The sequence below is a fragment of the Dyadobacter sp. CY345 genome (genome assembly GCF_021502725.1).
Classification (GTDB): domain Bacteria; phylum Bacteroidota; class Bacteroidia; order Cytophagales; family Spirosomataceae; genus Dyadobacter.
Map to the genome: position 1 here is coordinate 703,202 of NZ_JAKFFS010000002.1, position 20,213 is coordinate 723,414.

Annotated in this window: 18 protein-coding genes, 1 tRNA gene and 1 pseudogene; 13 read left to right on the top strand and 7 right to left on the bottom strand. The window is 39.9% G+C overall.

All coding sequences use genetic code 11. The features are described 5' to 3' along the window. Positions 1-58: 58 nt before the first annotated feature. The 4 genes from L0657_RS12675 (at position 59) to L0657_RS12690 (ending at position 2,691) form a co-directional block, all read left to right on the top strand. The gene (locus tag L0657_RS12675) at positions 59-424 is read left to right on the top strand and encodes a Rid family hydrolase (RefSeq protein ID WP_235151166.1); all 366 of its coding nucleotides are present in this window, start codon (positions 59-61) and stop codon (positions 422-424) included. Positions 425-695: 271 nt separating this feature from the next. Next, positions 696-1,169, top strand: coding sequence for a hypothetical protein (locus tag L0657_RS12680; protein WP_235151167.1), 474 nt, complete (start codon positions 696-698; stop codon positions 1,167-1,169). Positions 1,170-1,228: 59 nt separating this feature from the next. Next, a complete protein-coding gene (locus L0657_RS12685) occupies positions 1,229-1,786 on the top strand; it encodes a DUF6932 family protein (protein ID WP_235151168.1) in 558 nt (185 codons plus the stop codon). Further along, positions 1,783-2,691: a hypothetical protein gene (locus L0657_RS12690; RefSeq protein ID WP_235151169.1), complete on the top strand. Its 909-nt coding sequence runs from the start codon at positions 1,783-1,785 to the stop codon at positions 2,689-2,691. Before L0657_RS12685 ends, L0657_RS12690 begins: the two co-directional genes overlap by 4 nt. Positions 2,692-2,770: 79 nt before the next feature. Here L0657_RS12690 and L0657_RS12695 read toward each other — a convergent pair. After that, a tRNA-Leu gene (locus tag L0657_RS12695) sits at positions 2,771-2,854 on the bottom strand. Between the two features lie 82 nt (positions 2,855-2,936). Continuing rightward, the gene (locus L0657_RS12700; protein ID WP_235151170.1) at positions 2,937-4,181 is read right to left on the bottom strand and encodes an ABC transporter permease; all 1,245 of its coding nucleotides are present in this window, start codon (positions 4,179-4,181) and stop codon (positions 2,937-2,939) included. Positions 4,182-4,423: 242 nt separating this feature from the next. Between L0657_RS12700 and L0657_RS12705 the strand changes: the two genes are divergently transcribed. From L0657_RS12705 to L0657_RS12745, 9 genes and pseudogenes are all read left to right on the top strand, one after another. Next, positions 4,424-5,686 (top strand): asparagine synthetase B, encoded by a 1,263-nt coding sequence (locus L0657_RS12705; RefSeq protein WP_235151403.1) that lies wholly within the window; start codon positions 4,424-4,426, stop codon positions 5,684-5,686. Positions 5,687-5,863: 177 nt separating this feature from the next. Next, positions 5,864-7,111 carry an efflux RND transporter periplasmic adaptor subunit gene (locus L0657_RS12710; protein WP_235151171.1) on the top strand — a complete coding sequence of 416 codons (1,248 nt, stop codon included), beginning with the start codon at positions 5,864-5,866 and terminating at the stop codon, positions 7,109-7,111. A gap of 2 nt (positions 7,112-7,113) precedes the next feature. Continuing rightward, on the top strand, positions 7,114-8,562 hold the full coding sequence (locus L0657_RS12715) for a TolC family protein (protein ID WP_235151172.1): 1,449 nt from the start codon (positions 7,114-7,116) through the stop codon (positions 8,560-8,562). Between the two features lie 42 nt (positions 8,563-8,604). Continuing rightward, positions 8,605-9,267 (top strand): ABC transporter ATP-binding protein, encoded by a 663-nt coding sequence (locus tag L0657_RS12720; protein WP_235151173.1) that lies wholly within the window; start codon positions 8,605-8,607, stop codon positions 9,265-9,267. 188 nt (positions 9,268-9,455) lie between these two features. Then, complete coding sequence (locus tag L0657_RS12725; protein WP_235151174.1) at positions 9,456-10,703, top strand: ABC transporter permease; 1,248 nt, start codon at positions 9,456-9,458, stop codon at positions 10,701-10,703. Between the two features lie 103 nt (positions 10,704-10,806). Then, positions 10,807-11,976, top strand: coding sequence for an ABC transporter permease (locus tag L0657_RS12730; RefSeq protein ID WP_235151175.1), 1,170 nt, complete (start codon positions 10,807-10,809; stop codon positions 11,974-11,976). Between the two features lie 167 nt (positions 11,977-12,143). Further along, positions 12,144-12,463: pseudogene (locus L0657_RS12735) on the top strand (GxxExxY protein). 83 nt (positions 12,464-12,546) lie between these two features. Beyond that, entirely contained in the window at positions 12,547-13,914 is a 1,368-nt protein-coding gene (locus L0657_RS12740) for a sigma-54 dependent transcriptional regulator (RefSeq protein WP_235151176.1), read from the top strand. 15 nt (positions 13,915-13,929) lie between these two features. Next, positions 13,930-15,228 (top strand): PAS domain-containing sensor histidine kinase, encoded by a 1,299-nt coding sequence (locus tag L0657_RS12745; RefSeq protein WP_235151177.1) that lies wholly within the window; start codon positions 13,930-13,932, stop codon positions 15,226-15,228. On the opposite strand, the gene L0657_RS12750 is transcribed toward L0657_RS12745, so the two are convergent. The 5 genes from L0657_RS12750 to L0657_RS12770 form a co-directional block, all read right to left on the bottom strand. Then, positions 15,206-16,624 carry a hypothetical protein gene (locus tag L0657_RS12750; protein WP_235151178.1) on the bottom strand — a complete coding sequence of 473 codons (1,419 nt, stop codon included), beginning with the start codon at positions 16,622-16,624 and terminating at the stop codon, positions 15,206-15,208. The genes L0657_RS12745 and L0657_RS12750 overlap by 23 nt on opposite strands. Before the next feature lie 49 nt (positions 16,625-16,673). Beyond that, on the bottom strand, positions 16,674-17,681 hold the full coding sequence (locus L0657_RS12755) for a phosphotriesterase (RefSeq protein WP_235151179.1): 1,008 nt from the start codon (positions 17,679-17,681) through the stop codon (positions 16,674-16,676). Positions 17,682-17,755: 74 nt separating this feature from the next. Beyond that, positions 17,756-18,340 carry a 1-acyl-sn-glycerol-3-phosphate acyltransferase gene (locus tag L0657_RS12760; protein WP_235151180.1) on the bottom strand — a complete coding sequence of 195 codons (585 nt, stop codon included), beginning with the start codon at positions 18,338-18,340 and terminating at the stop codon, positions 17,756-17,758. Positions 18,341-18,376: 36 nt separating this feature from the next. Beyond that, positions 18,377-19,573, bottom strand: coding sequence for a site-2 protease family protein (locus L0657_RS12765; protein ID WP_235151181.1), 1,197 nt, complete (start codon positions 19,571-19,573; stop codon positions 18,377-18,379). Then, positions 19,563-20,198 carry an HAD family phosphatase gene (locus L0657_RS12770; RefSeq protein ID WP_235151182.1) on the bottom strand — a complete coding sequence of 212 codons (636 nt, stop codon included), beginning with the start codon at positions 20,196-20,198 and terminating at the stop codon, positions 19,563-19,565. Before L0657_RS12770 ends, L0657_RS12765 begins: the two co-directional genes overlap by 11 nt. Positions 20,199-20,213 lie beyond the last annotated feature (15 nt).

A 20,213-nucleotide genomic window follows, 5' to 3' on the forward strand; every position in this document is an offset into this window, starting at 1 on the left:
CTTTAATGGTTCATTGCGTGTAGCAATTTCATTCAAGTAATAAGTAAGAATAATGCATATGAATTCAAAAGAGACAAAACCCCAGGTGCCTATATCAAAGGCATTGGTTGCGAATGGATTTTTATTTATTTCAGGCCAGCTAGGCACGTCCGGCGGTGTACTGGTGAATACCTCCTTTGCCGACGAAGTAAGACAAGTGTTAATTAACATCGAGAATATATTGGCTGAGCATCAGCTTACTTTTGGACATGTTGTCAGTATTACTATTTACCTGACGGATATGAGATGGTTTGATGAACTGAACCTCGTGTACGCGACATATTTCAAAGACCGCTTTCCGACCCGCACCTGCATTGCCGTCGCTGCTTTGCCTAAACTCGCTCGTGTTGAAATGACAACGGTTGCTAGTTTGGTGCTGGAATGAGGTGATGGAGAGGTGGATAGTTTATTTACCTTATTGGTCTTGTTTGAGCAAAGGTGAATATTGCGTTTAGGGAGTTCTGATTGGAACTCTCTATTTTTTTAGTTCGATGACGACGATATATGTTTCTATAATTTGAATTTTACCGTTAAATAGGTTTATCTTTTTTGGTCGTTTTAATAGTTGTAGAATTACTTCAAAGCTGCCGTCTGTTATGGCTAAGTAAATCGGAAGCCGAGACAGCTTTTACAGTTAATTACTACTCAACGCCAACATGAAAAAAATCCTCTACGCTCTGTTATTTATTCTTCTTTTCATTTCCTGTAATAAGCCTCCAGAACCTGATGGCGATATAGCGGACACTGTTACAGGGAAATATCTTTTCGTACATGTAGACAGATTTTTAGGGGTCGATTCAGAATACACGGTTGTATGGACAATTACGAAGAGCTCAGATAATGAAGTGATCTTAAAGCACGAAATCGTAGAAAAAATCATTGGTTCAAATCCTAATGGTTACAAACCTTCGGATCCGTTCTCGGGAACGATTACTGGTATTAAAATAATAAACTCGGGAAGGCTTAAAGTTGATCAGGTAGTGGATTTTACCTTCGATGGAGTAAAAGAAAAGACGCAGTTATACATAGCTGGCGTGGTTAGCGGTAACAATCTAAACGTTAATCTGAAACAAACCACGCATTCGGATAATGTGACGCTTTCTGAGACATTCGTATTTGAAAAGCAGTGAGTAGAAATAATACTCGATCATAACAAATAGACCCTTACGACTAACTAAAACTTTCCCGTGTGATTCCTGATTTTGATTACAATAACGTTCTACCGCCGCATAAGGGCGATCCAAGAATTGCATCTGACCTATCCCCATACGTTTGCACAACCCTTGATATGGTTCAAAAGTTTGCTACTTCGAAAGAGAGGATTGAGATATTGACAAAATTTATTAACTTTAGAAAAGCAATTCGGCAATTCGGAATGCAAGGCAGTGCATTTCAATGGATTGATGGTAGTTTTGTTGAAAATATAGAGATTCTCGAGCAAAGAGCTCCAAGAGATATTGATGTTATTACGTTCTTTTTTGGCTACACCCCAAATTTTCTTGATAATTTTGTGCAAAATATGCCTGAATTCCAGGATCCTATCATATCGAAACTTAATTATAAAGTAGATCATTATCCTGTGGAGATTGATGCTGATCCACTTTCTACATTGTATGCGGTGAAATATTGGACAATGCTATTTACACATAATAGGATTGGGATTTGGAAAGGAATTTTAGAGCTGGAAATAAATACACCAAATGAAGACGAAGACGCGTTAGTATATATGCAAAATTTACAATCATGATCACTAACAGCGAAAAGGATCGATTAAAATATGAAATTGCATCTACCGAAGATTTACTTTCAAAAGTCGGGAAAAGCCGAATAATGGCTTATTCAATGACGAAAAAGCTTGAAGATTTAAACAAACAGTTAGATGAATTGGACAATGAAGAACCCGAGGCAAAGGCTTTGCTATATTTTTATGGAGCACCAGTAATAGGGTCTGCTGGAATAGAAACAAACTTTTTAAGCTCGGCACTTTCGCCTTTCCAGCAACTTGTAACAGCAAGAGTTGCAAAAAAATGGCAAGGTAAAGTTCAGAAAAAAGGCAAGATGAAAGATTTGCATGATTCAAAACTATACTTAACTGCTTTGCCTCGAGGTTCATTTGGGGTGGAGTTAAAGAAGCTTACCAATCAACATATATATCACGAATCACATTTAGCAGATTCGTTGCAAGAGGTAGTTGAGTTAATTGCTTCAAGCAAAGACAAAAATGCATTCTTAAAGCAAATTAAAAACTCTGCACCCAGAGAATTATCTGCCTTAAAGAAATTCTTCAGAGTTTTAGATAAAAGTGATGCCGGAGTTAAGATCGAAACAGGGCATATCACATCTACCTTTTCACAAAAGGAAGTTAAATTAGCATTTGAAATAATATCGCAAATTGCGATTGATAGTGAAGATATACAAATTGTCGGAAAATTTAGAGGTATTTTATTAGATACATGGAGTTTTGATTTTTTAGATTCAACCGATAAATTAATACATGGTCCTATCCATCCATCTGTAAGCGAAGAGGAGGCTGCTGAATTTGATGATTTTCTGAACCTAAATTGTATCGCTACATTTGAAAAAACAGTAACAACCAAAATTGACGGCGAGAATAAACCTGTTTTTTCTTTAAAAAGTATTGATCACGTTTGAGAAGGCGTAACAAAACAATGCGTAACTCAATAACGCAAAAAGAGCGCAATTGACTTTCAATCATTGCGCTCTTTAAATGTACCCGGAGCCGGAGTCGAACCGGCACGAGTGTAACCTCATTGGTGTTTGAGACCAACGCGTCTACCAATTCCGCCATCCGGGCATTGTGTTGTGTTGGGAGTGCAAAAGTAGCGAGAAAATTAGTTTATCCAAATTTTGACAACTAAAAATTTGAATAAATTTTCCTATTCATAACGCAACGCTTCGATAGGGTCTAAGCGTGAGGCTTTTATGGCTGGATAAATTCCTGAAAGTACACCGACAATGATGCAGACTGCAATTCCCAAAGCCATCCAAAGCCAGGGAACCACGAAAGAGCTGCCTTCACTGATGGAATTTGAAATCACATTTCCGATGATTATTCCTAAAAATAATCCGGCGATTCCACCGATGATACAAACTACAATCGCTTCAATCAGGAATTGAAAGCGGATTACTTGCGGCGTGGCTCCGAGCGATTTTCTTATACCAATTTCGCGCGTGCGTTCCGTGACGGACACTAGCATAATGTTCATCAGGGCGATCGAGGCACCGAGCAGTGTAATGATACCAATTCCAAATCCTCCGATCCTCAGATATCCTGAAATATTCTCAAAATCCTTGGCCATAGCATCCGCCCGTTCCACGACGAATGAATCTTCATTGCCCAACTTATCGCCCCGCACACGGCGCATCAGTCCTCTGGCTTCTTCAAGGATCATTTCGCCGTCGGAAATACTGGGAGCCGAGGCCGTTATGTTATATGTCAGCGCACGGTTTGCTGCCAGTCCGCGCCCGCTGGCCAGAGGAATAATGATCACTCGATCCGAATCCGTTCCACCGCCCATAGAACCCTTCTTTTGCAGAACGCCGATGATCTTATATTTGGAACCCATGAACGTAATTTCTTTGTTCACCGGATCAAGCTGGTCAAAAAGATTTCTGGCAATTTCCTGTCCCAGAACTGCAACGTTCAAGGAATTTTCGAGGTCGTTTTTATTTAAATTTCTTCCAAAATCCATTTTATATCCGTTGATCGCCAGATATTGTTCATCTGCACCGATCACAGAACTGTTTGGATTTGTTTTTTTAGAACGATAATTTGCCTGAACGGCACCGCCAATATTGGCAGAAAGTGAAACCGTCGCTTTAAAATCGTCGCGAAACCGGTCGGCAAATTCACTTGCTTCGTGGTAGTCGATGACAGGATAACGTTTTTCTCTCCTGCCTCCTGACCGGAAATTATTTTGCTCCCGGTTCTGGACTGTAAACGTATTCGCCCCAAGATCGGCAAAGCTGCTGTTTACAGAATTTTGAATACCTTCAATGGCTGTCAAAATGCCGACGAGCGACGTAATACCGATCGCAATAATCAATGCAGTAAGTACAGTACGCAGTAAATTCGACTGAATGGAACGCAGGCCTTCGTCTACATTTTCTTTAATATTCATTGTATAATGATGCTTTACGTGCCATATTTAATAAAATTACATTTATTCAGGCAAAAAATGCGCTTCGATAAGTGTATCTTTCGTTATAGTCTGAGGAAAACTTTTCAGTTGTCGACTTCAAAATCGGTAATCCTGGAATTTTATAGGGTAGCAGAAGATCTTTAAAACCTGATTTCAGGATAAAGAAATTCTGTTTTTATTAATTTGTAAAGCTGCACATGATGCGTGAAAGAATCAAACCAATGGTACGGCTCTTTGCTCCGTTTATCATTTTTTTAGCGATTTCTGCCCAAAGTCTGGGTAACAGGCTACTGATTCCGATGGATGAATCTCAGAAAAACCATTTGAAGGCATACGGCATCGCTTACTGGATATTGAAAAGTTACGAAATGGAAATGGACTGGCTTTTAAATTATCGTGGGGGAAGTTTCATGGTGGCTTACAACCAGCAATTCGCTTCGGAAATGACCGTTCGCGGCGTAAGTTTTGAAGTGATTTCTGATGGTCAGGCGAGCCAGATATTAAGCCAGATCAGTGCCCAGGATGTGAATATGGATGCAGTAAAATTGCAAAAAGCACCAAAAGTTGCTGTGTATTCTCCCAAATCAAAATTGCCCTGGGATGACGCCGTAACGTTGGTTTTAACTTACGCTGAAATTCCTTATGACGTAGTTTACGACGACGAAGTACTGGGAGGAAAATTGCCGGAATACGACTGGCTCCACTTACATCATGAAGATTTTACCGGGCAGTTTGGCAAGTTTTTTCAATACAAAGATTATCCCTGGTATCGTGAGCAAAAGCGCGAGGCCGAAGGTATTGCCGAGAAATTTCAGTTTTCAAACGTGCCTCAGATGAAGCTGGCCGTCGCAAAAAAAATATCGGAATTTGTTTCGGGCGGCGGGTTTATGTTCGCAATGTGTAATGCAACAGATACATTCGATATCGCCCTGGCTGCTGAGGGTGTGGATATTGTGGAGACAATGTACGATGGCACGCCAGCCGATCCGACTGCAAACTCGAAGCTGAATTATGGAAATACTTTTGCCTTCCAGAATTTCAAAACGATTCCTTATCCGTATGAAATCGAGTTTTCAGATATAGACAATCAGCCGGAGGAGCGGGGGCTTTCGGAGCCGAATGATTTTTTCTCATTGTTCCAGTTTTCTGCAAAATGGGATCCGGTTCCGAGTATGCTGACGCAAAATCATCAGACCATCATCAAAGGTTTTTTAGGCCAGACGACTGCATTTAAAAATCGTTTTGTAAAACCGGAAGTTGTTGTGCTTGCAGAAAATAAGGCTGCCGGTGAAGCGAGGTATATTCACAGTACGCATGGAAAAGGCTTTTTTACTTTTTACGGCGGACACGATCCGGAGGATTATCAGCATCGGGTGGGTGAGGAGCCGACAGATTTGAATTTGCATCCTAATTCGGCAGGTTATCGTTTAATTTTAAACAATATACTTTTCCCTGCGGCTAAAAAGAAAAAGATGAAAACCTGAATTTCAGATTTTCAAAAGTTCGAAAACAAACAGACCGTGCATAATCGCACGGTTTTTTGTTTATAAAATAAATACAATGATCTGTAAATCAATAAATTGAATTTTGGCATAAAGTTGTAAGACAAAAGATATAGTTAGCCATGAAAGAAAATTGTCTATATCTTAAAGATTGCAAAAATGGATCGGGAAGTAGAACCGGAATATGTCAGGAAACAAAAAAGCCGCCGTTGGGTTATCGGAATTTTAAGCGTTGTCATTTTAATTTCAGGAGTCTTTTTTCTTAGACGATCGCTGCAAGGCACCATAGAGGCTTCAAGAATCAGAACGGGAATTGTACAGGTTGGCGATGTCGAAAATACATTGACAGCGACCGGCGAAATAATTCCTGCTTATGAACAGATTATTACAAGTCCTATTCGCGCCAGTATCCGAAGGATTTTGTTAACACCCGGAACACCCGTTTCACCCGGACAAGCCATTGTCGATCTTGATAAATCACTTACTGAAATTGAATCAGAGAAATTTAAAGATCAGTTGGCATTAAAACGTAACAGCATTGAACAGTTACGGATGAAGCTCAACAAGAATTTGTTTGATGCTGAGATTAATGATAAAATAAAATCACTTAATATCAACAAACTTCTTGCTGATTTTGAAGATGCCAAACGCTTGCAGAAAGTTGGCGGCGGTACCGGAGAAGACATCACGCGGGCAGAAAACGCATTGAAAATCGCAGAACTGGAAAAACGCCAGCTTGAAAATGATCTGCACTATAACCGTGAATCCATGGGTGCCAGTCTGAAAGAAACAGAACTTGGCGCGCAGATTGAAGGAAATAATTTGAAAGAGTTACAGCACAAATTAAAAATGGCTGATATCGTAGCGGACCGGAAGGGGGTTTTGACCTGGGTAAATGAGAATATCGGTTCGTCGGTCAGTGAAGGTGAAATGCTGGCGAAAGTGGCTGATCTGGGAAGTTTTCGGATCGATGGTTCGTGCTCAGACGTATATGCTGATCAGGTCAAAACGGGGCTGCCGGTTATTGTCAAATTAAACGAAACGCTGTTGCGCGGAGCCATCACACAGGTGAAGCCGTCGATCAAAAATGGGATTATAGAATTCAAAGTGCAGCTTGATAATGCAAAAAATGAATCGCTGCGACCGAATATGAAAGTGGAAGTTTTCATCATCACCAACCGCAGTTCGAATACGCTGCGTGTAGCGAACGGGCCAACTTTTAATGGAAAACGAAAACAGTTTGTCTATGTATTTAAAAACGGAATTGCTTACCGGCGGGAAGTTGAAGTAGGGCTCTCCAACTTCGATTTTGTTGAAATAAAAAGCGGCTTGGAAAAAGGTGAAACCGTAATAATAACGGATATGAGCCAGTTGGAAAATATGGAGGAAATCTCAATTAAGCAATAACCATGGACATGAGATATTTCTACGTTCTTTTATTCATTTTTCAAATGTCGCTCTGTCAGGCGCAGGTTCAAAAGTTGTCCTTGTCTGAGGTGGTGCAGAAAGCCAGGGAACAATCAGTCGCGTCCAAGCAGGCTGTGACATCGAAGAAAACCAATTTCTGGCAATACAGGTCGTTCCTGGCTGATTTTAAACCGCAACTGAGCCTGAACGGTACGGTGCCCGGATTTACGAACTCGTATATTCAGGTTGTCCAACCCGACGGCACGGTTTCGTTTCAATCTGTTTCTTATAACAATTCGGTTGTCAGCCTTTCTTTGGAACAGAAAATAGCACCGACGGGAGGAACCATTTATGTTCAGCAACAGATGCAGCGTTTTGATGATTTTGCCGGAGATGCCACGCGTTATAACGGAATTCCTTTCGAATTCGGAATCAGCCAGCCTTTGTTCCGTTTTAATAAAATGAAATGGGATAGAAAAATAGAGCCGTTAAGATTTCAGGAAGGAAACCAAAAATACATTGGAGATCTTGAACAGGTTGCGCTGGATGCCACAGGGCTGTATTTTGATCTACTTGTCGCGCAGGTGAATTTGCAGATTGCAGAGAAAAACAGAAGCAACAATGACACTTTGTACAAGATAGCCGGACATAAGCTTGAACTTGGAAAGATATCCCAAAATGATTTATTACAACTTCAAATGGGACTTCTGACTGCGCAAAAAGATCTGGCTTCAGCGCAGCAGTCTGCGGCAGTATCGACATTAAAGTTGAAGATGTTTTTGAGTTCACGGGATGAACGGGAGCTGGAATTGGAAGTGCCGGTGGAACTTGAAGCGTTTGAAATAAACCCTCAAATGGCCTTGGATGAAGCCTTTGCCAATCGGGCCGACGCCATTACCTTTCGCCGGAAATTGCTGGAAGCTGAGCGTGACCTGGTTTCTGCAAAAAAAGAAAATGGGCTGAATGCATCGTTGAATGCCACGTTTGGGTTGTCAAATCAGGGACCAAGGCCGGGTGATATTTATATAAAACCGCAAGATCGCGAGTTTGTAGAATTGCAGTTTACATTACCGATCATGACCTGGGGAAGAAATAAGGCTAGAACGGAGGTGGCCAGAGCGAATCAGGAATTCGCACAACAGTCGGTGGAACAAGATAAACTTACCTTTGAGCAGGAAATTTTCACACAGGTAACACTTTTGCAAATGTTGCAGAAACAGGTGAAACTAACAAAACTTGCCGATCAGATTGCGGCAAACCGGTATCAAATTGCGCAGGACCGGTTTATACTGAGCAATTTAAGTGTGACCGATCTGGGTATTGCTATGCAGGAGAAAGACAGGGCAAAAAGAGATTATATTCTGGCCTTACGGGATTACTGGCAAACGTATTATACGCTGCGTTTACTTACTTTATACGATTTTGAAAAGAAACAAAAGATTAACTATTAGCCATAAATCATATTATCAACCATTATCAATTTTAACACTGCCATGATAAAACTTCAAAATGTTGAGAAGGTTTACCGGACAAGTTCGATAGAAACACTAGCATTGAATAACATTAATTTAAATGTCAAAAAAGGTGAATTTGTATCGATCATGGGGCCTTCCGGTTGCGGAAAAAGTACTTTGCTTAATATCATCGGTTTGCTTGACGCGCCATCCAAAGGCATTATCGAGATAGACGGACAGAAGGTTGAAAGTTATCAGGATAAAGCCGTCGCGCCTTTAAGAAACAAGATGCTGGGTTTTATCTTCCAAAGTTTCCATTTAATTAATGATCTATCTGTTATCGATAACGTGGAAATTCCTTTGCTGTATCGGTCAACAACTGCAAAACAGAGAAGAGAGCTGGCGGAAGAAGCGCTTGAAAAAGTAGGTTTATCAAACCGGATGAAACATTTTCCCAAACAACTTTCCGGTGGACAAAAACAACGGGTAGCTATTGCGAGGGCGATTGTTGGAAAACCGGAAATAATCCTAGCCGATGAGCCAACGGGAAATCTGGACAGTGCGATGGGAAACGAGATTCTCAACATTTTACAATCCCTGAACGAAAGCGGAGCAACGATCGTCATGGTCACCCACGATGATGCCATGGCAAAAAGAACCCACCGACTAATCCGTTTATTCGACGGAACGCAGGTACTTTAATTTTGAATGATAGAATGAGTGAATGATAGAATGTGTGGATAGTTGAGACATTTTAATTAACACAACGACTTACCCATTCTGTTATCAAAACTCAATAATGTCCAAAAATCAGGATCCCGCCACATTCTCTCATTCACTCATTCAATCACTCTATCATTCACCCACTCACTCATTCAAAATTCCCCATCATGCTCTCGAACTATATAAAAATCGCCTGGAAGGTTTTGCTGCGGCATCCTTTCTATACATTTATTACCTTATTTGGGATAAGTCTCACGCTGACTGTGCTTATGCTTTTGACTTCGTTTCTTGATCATTTAATTGGAGCGCATTATCCCGAGACAAAAAGAGACAGGACACTTTATATTGAAAGAATCGTTATGCAGGATTCCGCCCGGCAATCGATGATGTCCAATTCTATGAGTTTTAGATTTCTGACAGATTATGCAAAAACTCTTAAAACAGCTGAGCGGGTCACGATTTTTTCATACTTCAACGGATCAAACGCTTATGTTGGTTCTCAGAAAATTAAGCTAAACATCACTTTTTCTGACGCAGATTTCTGGCGTGTTTCGGATTTTAAATTTATTGAGGGAAAGCCGTATAATGAGCAGAATATAGCAAACGGCGACTATGTAGCCGTAATCACCGACGACTTTAAAAAGCATTATTTTTCCAATTCTGATGAGCCGGTTGTTGGCAAAAGTATTGAAATTGAAAATATTAATTACAAAGTGATCGGTGTTGTTAAAGGTAGTCCAATAACGCGACCGTTTACTCATGCGGATGTTTATTTTCCTTACACCGCACCTAAAAGTAATTACCAGAATAGCGGTATGGTAGGTAACTTTATAGCAATGGTTTTGGCGAAAGATCCCTCAGATCTTAAAACAGTCCAAAGTGAATTTCAGAGTAATATCAGGAAAATTCCGTTGCCAGGTAAGCAGGGTGGATTTAAATATGGTTTGCTTGAAGTAAGAAGTGATCCATATCTGGAAAACTTTATAACCTCAATTTTAAACGGAGGTCCGGGATTGAAAAATATACTTTATGGAGTGATCGTATTTATTGTACTCATGCTCATGGGCCTTCCGGCAATTAATCTGGTGAATTTAAATGTCGGGCGAATTTTAGAAAGAGCTTCTGAAATTGGTGTCAGGAAAGCCTTTGGAGCTCCGGTAAAAACGTTGATGTGGCAATTTATTGTTGAAAATATTTTTATCACTTTCATTGGAGGCGTTATTGCACTGATCCTGACATTCACACTTATTCAGATCATCAATGCAAGCGGCTGGATTGCTTACGCTGACCTTACAATCAATCTTGCCGTGTTTTCAATCAGCGTTATAGTCTGTCTGATTTTTGGATTACTCTCAGGAGTTTTACCAGCGCTCAGAATGTCAAAATTAAGCATCATCGAAGCGCTGAAAGCGTAAATTTAATTTTGAATGAGTGAATGAGTGAATGAGAGAACAAGCGTCTCATTCGAAATATTCATTCATTCTCCCATTCAATCATTCACTCATTTAATTCTTCCCCATGATACGCCATCTTTTCAAATTAATATGGAATAAAAAGAAAACCCATTCACTGCTGATCATAGAGATTTGGGCTTCCTTTATGGTCCTTTTTGGACTGGCAACGCTGATTACTTACAATGTCAAAAATTACCTGGAACCACTCGGATTTGAGTATGAAAATGTTTGGGCGATTACCCTGAACAACAATCAGGATACTATGGCAGTAGCAGAAAAGGTGCAAACTATATTTCAAAGCGTTAAGGGGTTTCCAGAAGTAGAATCACTTTCAAGGATGAGCGATGCTTATCCTTTTTCACACAGCAATAACAGCCGAACCGTTAAGTATAAAAATTCAAATGTTCAAATAGGGGTTGTTATTGCAGATGAAAATCTTTCAAAAACTATCAATATTCCACTGATAGCTGGAAAATGGTATCGAAATACGGATAGTGTAGGTAAATACATTCCTGTTGTGATCAACAAAATGGCAGAAACTGCACTTTTTGATAATCAACCGGCTGTTGGAAAAGTACTTAATGACTATTATGGAAAAGCAACTTGGGTTGTGGCAGGTGTTGTAGATTATTATAAGGACAAAGCTGAATTTATGCTCAACAAACCAATCATGTTTGAGCTATTAAAGGCCGATCAGATTTATAACAAAACATTGGTAATTCGAGTCAAGCCTGGGACGGATGCTGTGTTTGAAGCCAAACTTGTGAAGGCAATTACCGGCATTGGAAAAGGTTGGAGCTCCGAAATTATATATCTGACAGACGCGCGTCAAACACAACATAATATTACACTTATCCCGGTCATTATTTTTCTGATTATTTGCAGTTTTCTGCTAGTCAATGTCGCTTTGGGTTTATTTGGGATTCTAAATTTAAGTATAGCCAGAAGGCGCGGAGAAATTGGCTTACGTCGTGCGATGGGTGCTACTGAAGGGAGCGTAACAGCACAGTTCCTGGGTGAAATATGGGTTCTGGCTAGTTTTAGCCTGGTGTTAGGTATATTATTTGCGATTCAGTTTCCATTGATGAATGTATTTGATGTAGCTGGTGGGGTATATGTTACAGCAATTATAATCGCCATCGTAGTCATATTTATCATCGTCACGTTATGTGCTTGGTATCCGAGTCGGCAGGCGTCAAGAATTCATCCGGCAATTGCTTTGCATGAGGATTAAGGGTTTAAAGGGGTTCACGCAAAGCAAAAAAGCGGACGCCGCGCGGATTAAACGCAAAGGACGCAAAGTTTTTTGACGTCATTTGTGTTAAACTTAATACATACTATTCATGAATGAGAACGAATTATCCTTTGCGATTATAGGGATTGCTTTGGAATTGCATAAAAATGTGGGTCCGGGTTTTATTGGAATCTACATACGAAAATGCCTTGGCTTATGATTTAAGAGAAGCTGGTTTTAAAGTTAGGCAACAAGTAGCAATGCCTTTTCATTATAAAGAAGTGCGATTAGATGTTGGGTATCGACTAGATTTAATTGTTGAAAATAAAATAGTTTAGAAATTAAATCGATCGAAATACTAGCGCCTGTGCATTATTCTCAACTTCTTACATACCTAAAATTATCGAACTTAAAATTAGGCTTGCTAATTAATTTTAATACCAAACTATTAAAAGAAGGAATTCACAGAATCGCCAATAACCTTTAGAAAAAACTTTGCGCCCTCTGCGTTTTTAACCTCGCGGCGTCCGCTTTTTTGCTTTGCGTGAAATACCCGAAACTCACCCACTTATGATCCTCATAGTAGACGACGACTTAGCCATTAGAACCTCACTAGCCCTTCTCCTGAAAAAAGAAGGGTTTAGCGTCAGAGGTGCGGCTTCTCCCGAGGATACCATTGAAATTTTGAATAAAGAAACCCCGGAATTAATTCTGCTTGATCTCAACTTTTCAATCGAAACCTCCGGCGATGAAGGAATGACATTACTCACCAAAATCAGAAAAATCAATGCAGCAATTCCAGTGATTCTGATAACAGGTTGGGGAACGATCGATCTGGCAGTGAAGGGAATGAAAGAAGGTGCACGGGATTTTATCACCAAACCCTGGCAGAATGATTATCTACTGCAATCGGTGAAAACAATTTTAAATCTCGCACAACAAACGCCGCAATCTGCAAATCGCAGAAAACTGGAACAAACTTATCATTTTGAAAATATAGTCGGTGACGACCGGAAATTGTTAGAAATTCTCGAAACCGTTGGCCGGATTTCAGCAACGGATGCGCCGGTTTTAGTTACCGGAGAAAGTGGAACGGGAAAAGAATTGATTGCCGAGGCTATTCATTCTAATAGTAAGCGCAAAACAAAGCCGTTTATCAAAGTAAATCTGGGCGGAATTTCTTCCTCTTTATTCGAAAGTGAATTGTTCGGTCATGTCAAAGGTGCGTTTACAGATGCAAAAGCCGACCGGATCGGACGTTTTGAAATGGCCCACCAGGGAACAATTTTCCTGGATGAAATAGGCGAACTGGATCTTTCCAGTCAGGTCAAATTATTGCGTGTTTTGCAGGAACGTACCTTTGAACCACTTGGAAGCAGCAAAAGCAGGAAAGCAGACGTGCGTATCATTTGTGCCACAAACCGTAATCTGGAAGAAATGGTCACTGACGGAAGTTTTCGTGAAGATCTGTTTTATCGTATCAACCTGATCACAGTGAAACTTCCGTCACTTCGCGAGCGCCCGGGCGATATTCCTGTTTTAGCCGAATTTTTTGTCAATAATCTTAAATTAATTTATCAGCGCCCTGAATTAAAATTAAGTCAGCCGGCATTGAAATGGCTTAAAACGCTGACGCTGCAAGGGAATATCCGGCAATTGAAAAATATCGTTGAAAGAACTGTTCTTTTGTCTGTCGGAGATATTCTTGATGTAGAAGATTTTAAGAAACATATTGACAATTCTCAATCTTCTGTGAAAAGTACGTTACCAGAAGTTGGAGCTCTGACGCTGGAAGAAATGGAATATCAAATGATCATTCGCGCAATGGAATTTCATCAGCAGAAAATTTCAAAAGTTGCAAGATCTTTGGGGATTACCAGGTTTGCACTTTACCGGCGACTGGAAAAATATGGAATTTCTTATGAATCAGAAAGTTAATCAAAAACCGCATTCATGAAAATTTCTCTGCGTTACAGATATATTATTTTTATAGTAATTCTTCATTTAGCATTAATATTTCTTGCCTTCAAATGGCTCAATGAGAACAAGTTATATTTCATCGCATCAGAGATTTTGATCGTTATTTCAGTCCTGTTCTCAATCCAGATTTACCGTGATTTTTTACGACCAATCGAATTTGTTCGTTCGGGTATTGAAGCGATCAAGGATAAGGATTTTACAATAAAATTTGTGTCCACCGGGAAAAGTGAAGTTGATATTTTGATTGAAGTTTACAACCTGATGATTGACCAGCTTCGTGAGGAAAGGACTAAATTAAATGAACAACATTTCTTTTTAGAAAAGCTTATAGAAGCCTCGCCAATAGCGATCCTGATTTTTGATTTTGACGAAAAAATAGCGCAGATCAACGACAAAGCCAGAAAGTTGTTTAATTGTGAGCCTGGTTTTTTTGTTGATAAAAAGCTAAGCGAGCTTGATTTTCCTTTGCTGAACCAACTTCAAAATTTAGAGGATGGAGATTCCAAAACTGTAAAAATAAATGGAATCGAAACCTACAAAGTTCAGCGTTCTCATTTTATGGATCAGGGCTTCCGAAGATCATTTTTGATGATTGAAGAACTGACTGATGACATTCTTCAATCTGAGAAAAAAGCGTATGGGAAGGTGATCAGAATGATGGCGCATGAGGTAAATAACACCTTGGGGGCGACGGATTCGATCTTGCAAACAACCAGAAACTATTTGTCAGAAGATTCGTTCCTGGATTTAAGGGAAGCGTTGGGGGTTGCGTCAGAACGAAATCAAAAGCTTGCAAACTTTATGCGGAATTTTGCTGATGTAGTCCGCTTACCAACTCCACGAAAGGAGCAGATTAACATGGCAGCATTAGTAAAAAACACTGGAATCTTCATGCGTGCGCTAGCGCAACAAAAGGAAATTGATGTTATTATCGGGATCGGAGATGACGAAAATTTATCAGTTCAGGCGGATCCTGCGCAAATGGAGCAGGTTTTTGTGAATGTTATAAAAAATGCAATTGACGTTTGTGAAAGCGGAAAGAATATTGTTATTGAAATCATTGATTCGCAGATATTAATAAAAAACAACGGTTTGCCTATTTCAGAGGAAATCGCAAGTCAGCTTTTTAATCCATTTTTCAGTACAAAAAAGGACGGTCAGGGAATCGGCCTGACACTTACGCGGGAAATTCTTTTAAATCATGGATTCTCATTTTCTCTGAGGTCCGATAACGACGGCTGGACAGCATTTACAATTGGGAAGATGCAATAGTCTTTTCATAGGACCGGTTTAATTTCTTTCTCCAAAACAGGGCAATTGCCAGAACTGGAATGTAAAAAGCAAGAAAAAAGGGAAGTTCTGTTTTAAACTTAAAAAAATCTCTGCCCCCGTATCCCCAATAAGTCGCGGTGACATAGTATATGCGCATGATACTTATTAGCGTCAAACAACCAATCACGATAAGACCGGGAAGTTTATACTTTTTCGAAAACCAGACTCTTTCAAGAACATAAGCAAAAGGGAAGAAAAAGAATGGGAGAATCGTGAAAATATGCCTGGTAAGCGTAGTCTTATGAAGCGCAGCAATGATCACAGAAATAGAAATCAATGTTATAAAAAGAAGCGCTTTGTATGACGCTTTTTTGAAAAAAAGTAAAAATCCCGCCATTGAAATCCATAATATCGGAGATGTAACCAAAAGACCTGGAATATCATTATTTTTCCCTTCATTCCAATTATAGTAAAGATCAGGGTTTGAAAAGTCGATCAGCAATTTTCCCAGGCCAGCTACAAAATCACCGCCAAGCGATTCTGAGAAGGTTTTTTCTTCCGGGAAGTTTGGGTTATAAGTATTACTTTTTAAGATCAACTCATTGAAAGTGAGAAAATTATAAAATAGAAGACAGCCAACAAAGAAGCCGGCAATTATCAGGGATTTTATAAAAACAGGTAACCAATCTTTATAATTAATTCGGTCTGCCGGGTTCATTGTTACAAAAAAGTAAATGAAAACTGGCCCGATAAATAGGATATTTTGAAGCTCAATGAGTGTAGAAAAGCCAATAAGTGCTGCCATTGTATAAACCAGATTCTGGTTTCTTACAAAATCCTTGACAGAAAATGTAACATAAATTGCGGCCACTACGAAGAGCAGAGACGGCATGTGCGAAAACGCATGCGTTGCTTCAAGCCAGTGCAGCGTTCCTAAGCCGTAAATTACGGTTGATATAAATGAAATCGAAAATCCAAAACCGGATTGCGTGAACAATAGAAACAAAATGACCAGGCTGAGCAGTGCACAAACATTCGGTAAGAGGGAAATTGCAACAATATCCGTTTCGAATTTTTGACCCAAATAGGGCAAGCCAATTAATTTGAGAAGATTGGAATATGCCAATAATGGTAACATCAACAGCGCATTTCCTGGCAGCCGGTCGGAATAGATCTTGCCATTTTTCTCTGCAAAATCACAGCACTTTACATACCCAAAAAATGGTTTTATTTCTGTCGTATGATTGTAATAAATGGATTTTGCCAATGCAAAATGACTTCCATCGTTAGAACAATTAATACCGGCGGAACTCACAAAAAATAAAAATGCAAAAGCAAAAAGTGTTAGTAATAAAAGTTTCCGCTGGTTAGTTGTAAATGTAGAAAGTGTTATCATCAAGTTATAGGAGTGATGGTTAAACTTTTGATAATCAGGGTCAAATATATTATAAGGTACGTCTTTTTATCATAAAAACCTCAGCCGGATTTTTAATTATTAATTGCTCAATTTCTTTTTCTGTGAAACCTTTCGTTTTAAGCAATGGAATGAATTGATCGGAAATTGTTGTGTATCCCCTGAACGTCCCGCCATTTTCTTCTCCTGGCTTGTACCAACCGGCATCATGCGAAATCAGCGCTTTGTTCAAGAGGCGGTTAGACTTTAACAACTGAAGAATAGCTGCGTTTTTGTCCATATTTCCTTCATCAATACCGTCCAGACTAATCCAGGTCCCCATTTTCGCAGCTTTGATGAAGTCGTTTTCATCGTTACTATTTGCATGCACCCAAACAAATGCACTGGCATGTACGCCCAATTCGTGGAGAATTTCAATTTCTTCGAAAGCGGGCAGGGATGGGCCGGTGTGAGAGTATATGGTCAGTCCGGTTTTTAAATGTGTCAGCCCTGCGGCTACAACCAGTTTCTGATGCAATGTTGACAGAGAACCCGGGTTCACACTTATTTTAATAAAGCCTGGTTTTATTCCGGTACCTTCTATTCCATTTTCAAACTCAGTAATCCATCGTTTTGCCAGCTGTTCAGCGGTTTCGGAGTATGCGTGTTTTGGTAAATATTTATTATCCACTGCGCCGTAATAACCGGTATTGGTAAGAATTTGAAGACCGCTGAGCTGCGAAAGTTTTTTCAAAAGCATTACGTCCCTTCCAAGATAAGCAGGTGTACACTCTGCAATACTTTGTATACCCTTTGTCTTGACTTCCTTCAAAAATGGTAATGCTTTTTGAATAACTTTCTCATGCTCCCAACGGTTGGAATTAACCTTATCCGCTCCAATAAAGTCAACCAGAACGTGCTCATGAATTAATGTTTTACCAAGTTCGGCTGGCTTAATCGGGCCCAGCACAGTATTGATTATTTGTGTTTGGGCATACAGATCTCCGTAAATAAGAGGAGAAGCCAGGCAATATTGAAGAAATTTTCTGCGGGAAACCATTTGCGTCAGGGTTGGATTTGACGCAATATACTGTTTGTCTGGTGTTTGACAATGAGAATCTTAACCGAGAAATTTTACGTTTTTTGTTGTGCCGGGATTGTGCCGGTTTCTTCAAAGTTTTTTAGCCAGGTTTTATGTTTTCCCTGAATTTTGGTGTAAAAACGATAAACAAGACTCAGGTCCGCTTCGAAATCGCCGGTCAGGAATACAGGTTCACTTATAACCAGGGCTTTTCTTGGATAATCAAAACCAATTAAAATAAGAGGAACATTTGCTTTAAGTGCTATATGGTAAAATCCAGTTTTTAGCCGCTCAACGTCTTTACGAGTACCTTCCGGCGTGATGGCAATATGCAGGGAATCATTTTGATCGTACATTTTGACAACAGCATCAACCAGATTTTGCGATTGGTTACGATAAACCGGATAACAGCCAAGTGCCCGGAACAGCCAGCCGGAATACCACTTAAATAGCTGGCTTTTTGCAAGAAACCCAATGTTTATTTTCAACACACCCCGGGCTCCCAGGCATAACATGAAATCCCAGTTAGAATTATGAGGTGCTCCAACCCATACGGCCTTTTTTATTTCGTGAGGTGCCCTTCCGATAATTTTCCAGCCGGCAGTGCGATAGACGAATGCTACAAAAGCATTTAACATGAAATGAACATTATTTTACTTTTGCCCGATAATGGGTCAGAGAATAATAAACGGTTTTGGGCTGAAAGAAATTATAAAAATGATCAGGGCGAAGACTCCCAGAATCATTCTTGCGGTTCCTATCGGTCTGTTGTCTTCGGTGTCAGGATGGCGGATGCCTAAAAAACGACCAAGAATAAAAATGAAAGGCAGAAAACCTGAATATCCATCCCAGTCCGGGCGAAGGTAAGTAGCGCCAAACTGTGCCACAACGATCATTAAACTCAGCATGATAGCATTTGAAGGATTTTCGCTGATTTTTCGAAGGCAGATGTACAGGAAATAGACGTAAATGAAAAGTGATAATAACTGCTCATAAAAGACCGAATCGCTGTTAATGGCAAAGTCTTCGGCTCTGAACATTCCTAGCCCGGCATAAAATACAAATACGACAAAAAAGGCAGGAGCAATGACGTCGAATCTTTTTTTACCCAACATGCCATATAAAATATGGCCGCCGTCAAGTTGTCCGATCGGGATAAGATTTAATGAAGTGAAAAACAAAGCCAGATATCCGGCGAAAATGTAGGGGTAGTGTATAATCTCATTGTTATGCGGCAGACTACTTGGATCTGCAACGAAATTCTTAAAAAACCAGAACAGAATGTTATCGCCAAGCGCCAGATTTCCCTCTGCATTTTCATAAACGAACTGAGGGTAACTCAATCCATAACGGGCATATTCCGGGTGGATTGTGAAAATATATTCCGCAGGCGGAAGATGTGTGAAGCCATACCACAATACTACCAGAGCAGCGGCAAAACCTGCCAATGGACCGGCAATTCCAATGTCAAAGAATTTTAAGCGGGATTTGACTACGGATGTTATTCTAATAAATGCGCCCATGGTTCCAATGCTTTGGGATATTCCAAACCACAACGGAATGTAATAGGGCAGCGTAACTTTAACCTGATGTGCTTTTGCTGTAAAATAATGACCGAACTCATGAACTGTTAGAATGGCCAAAAAAGGAATTGAAAACTGAAACCCGGCAAAAAACTGTGTCCATCCCATGAATGTTCCAGTCAAAGGAATGTCCTTTCCTGAACTTTTTTCTGCCAGAAAATGAATGGCTGAACCAACAAAAGTGAAAATATTACCATACATCCATTCAGCACCGGCCATGGTGGTGGTGATCACGGTTGCAATAAAAAGTAAAGCCTGAATCAGGTGTGTGCGGGTACTAGGCGACATAATCTTTTAGATAGTCCAGAATAGTGACAGGCTTTTGGACAAGAATTGTGTCAATGCCTAGTTTTGAAGCCGCTGCAATATTATCAGCGTTGTCGTCAAGAAATAATGTTTCCTCAGCAACAAGGCCAGATTCTTCCAAAACCCGCAGATAAATTGCAGGATCGGGTTTCATCAGGCCCATTTCATACGAAAGATATACTTTTTCAAACAGGTCGTCTAGTTTTTCAATGCCGGTAGCAGCATGTAAAATCTTGTTAACCTGTTTGATATGTATTGAACTGGTATTACTTAATAAAAATAATCGGTAATTTTTGCTGAGTTCTTTGATCAGTTCGATGCGCGCCGGAGGAATATCCAGCAATAAACTGTTCCAGGCCGTATCTATAATTTCCTCTGACCAGTCAGGGAATTCAAGTAATTCTCTGATCATATTCCTGAATGCATCTTCATCCACAAGTCCTGTTTCAAACAAGCGAAAAAGTTCATTTTCTTTGAAAAGCGTTAGAATTTCATGCTGCTCGCGGCCGCTTAATTTTCCGAAAGATCTCGAAGCAAGAGGGACGTCAATGTTTAGAATAACATCACCCAGGTCAAAAACTATATTTTTTATAAGGCTATTCTTCATGACAGCATCTTAAAT

What these genes read in the sequence shown, in the direction of transcription:
- L0657_RS12675 (WP_235151166.1), top strand. Translation starts at nt 59, where the DNA reads ATGAATTCAAAAGAGACAAAACCCCAGGTGCCTATATCAAAGGCATTG.
- L0657_RS12680 (WP_235151167.1), top strand. Translation starts at nt 696, where the DNA reads ATGAAAAAAATCCTCTACGCTCTGTTATTTATTCTTCTTTTCATTTCC.
- L0657_RS12690 (WP_235151169.1), top strand. Translation starts at nt 1,783, where the DNA reads ATGATCACTAACAGCGAAAAGGATCGATTAAAATATGAAATTGCATCT.
- L0657_RS12700 (WP_235151170.1), bottom strand. Translation starts at nt 4,181, where the DNA reads ATGAATATTAAAGAAAATGTAGACGAAGGCCTGCGTTCCATTCAGTCG.
- L0657_RS12705 (WP_235151403.1), top strand. Translation starts at nt 4,424, where the DNA reads ATGGTACGGCTCTTTGCTCCGTTTATCATTTTTTTAGCGATTTCTGCC.
- L0657_RS12710 (WP_235151171.1), top strand. Translation starts at nt 5,864, where the DNA reads ATGGATCGGGAAGTAGAACCGGAATATGTCAGGAAACAAAAAAGCCGC.
- L0657_RS12715 (WP_235151172.1), top strand. Translation starts at nt 7,114, where the DNA reads ATGGACATGAGATATTTCTACGTTCTTTTATTCATTTTTCAAATGTCG.
- L0657_RS12720 (WP_235151173.1), top strand. Translation starts at nt 8,605, where the DNA reads ATGATAAAACTTCAAAATGTTGAGAAGGTTTACCGGACAAGTTCGATA.
- L0657_RS12725 (WP_235151174.1), top strand. Translation starts at nt 9,456, where the DNA reads ATGCTCTCGAACTATATAAAAATCGCCTGGAAGGTTTTGCTGCGGCAT.
- L0657_RS12730 (WP_235151175.1), top strand. Translation starts at nt 10,807, where the DNA reads ATGATACGCCATCTTTTCAAATTAATATGGAATAAAAAGAAAACCCAT.
- L0657_RS12740 (WP_235151176.1), top strand. Translation starts at nt 12,547, where the DNA reads ATGATCCTCATAGTAGACGACGACTTAGCCATTAGAACCTCACTAGCC.
- L0657_RS12745 (WP_235151177.1), top strand. Translation starts at nt 13,930, where the DNA reads ATGAAAATTTCTCTGCGTTACAGATATATTATTTTTATAGTAATTCTT.
- L0657_RS12750 (WP_235151178.1), bottom strand. Translation starts at nt 16,624, where the DNA reads ATGATAACACTTTCTACATTTACAACTAACCAGCGGAAACTTTTATTA.
- L0657_RS12755 (WP_235151179.1), bottom strand. Translation starts at nt 17,681, where the DNA reads ATGGTTTCCCGCAGAAAATTTCTTCAATATTGCCTGGCTTCTCCTCTT.
- L0657_RS12760 (WP_235151180.1), bottom strand. Translation starts at nt 18,340, where the DNA reads ATGTTAAATGCTTTTGTAGCATTCGTCTATCGCACTGCCGGCTGGAAA.
- L0657_RS12765 (WP_235151181.1), bottom strand. Translation starts at nt 19,573, where the DNA reads ATGTCGCCTAGTACCCGCACACACCTGATTCAGGCTTTACTTTTTATT.
- L0657_RS12770 (WP_235151182.1), bottom strand. Translation starts at nt 20,198, where the DNA reads ATGAAGAATAGCCTTATAAAAAATATAGTTTTTGACCTGGGTGATGTT.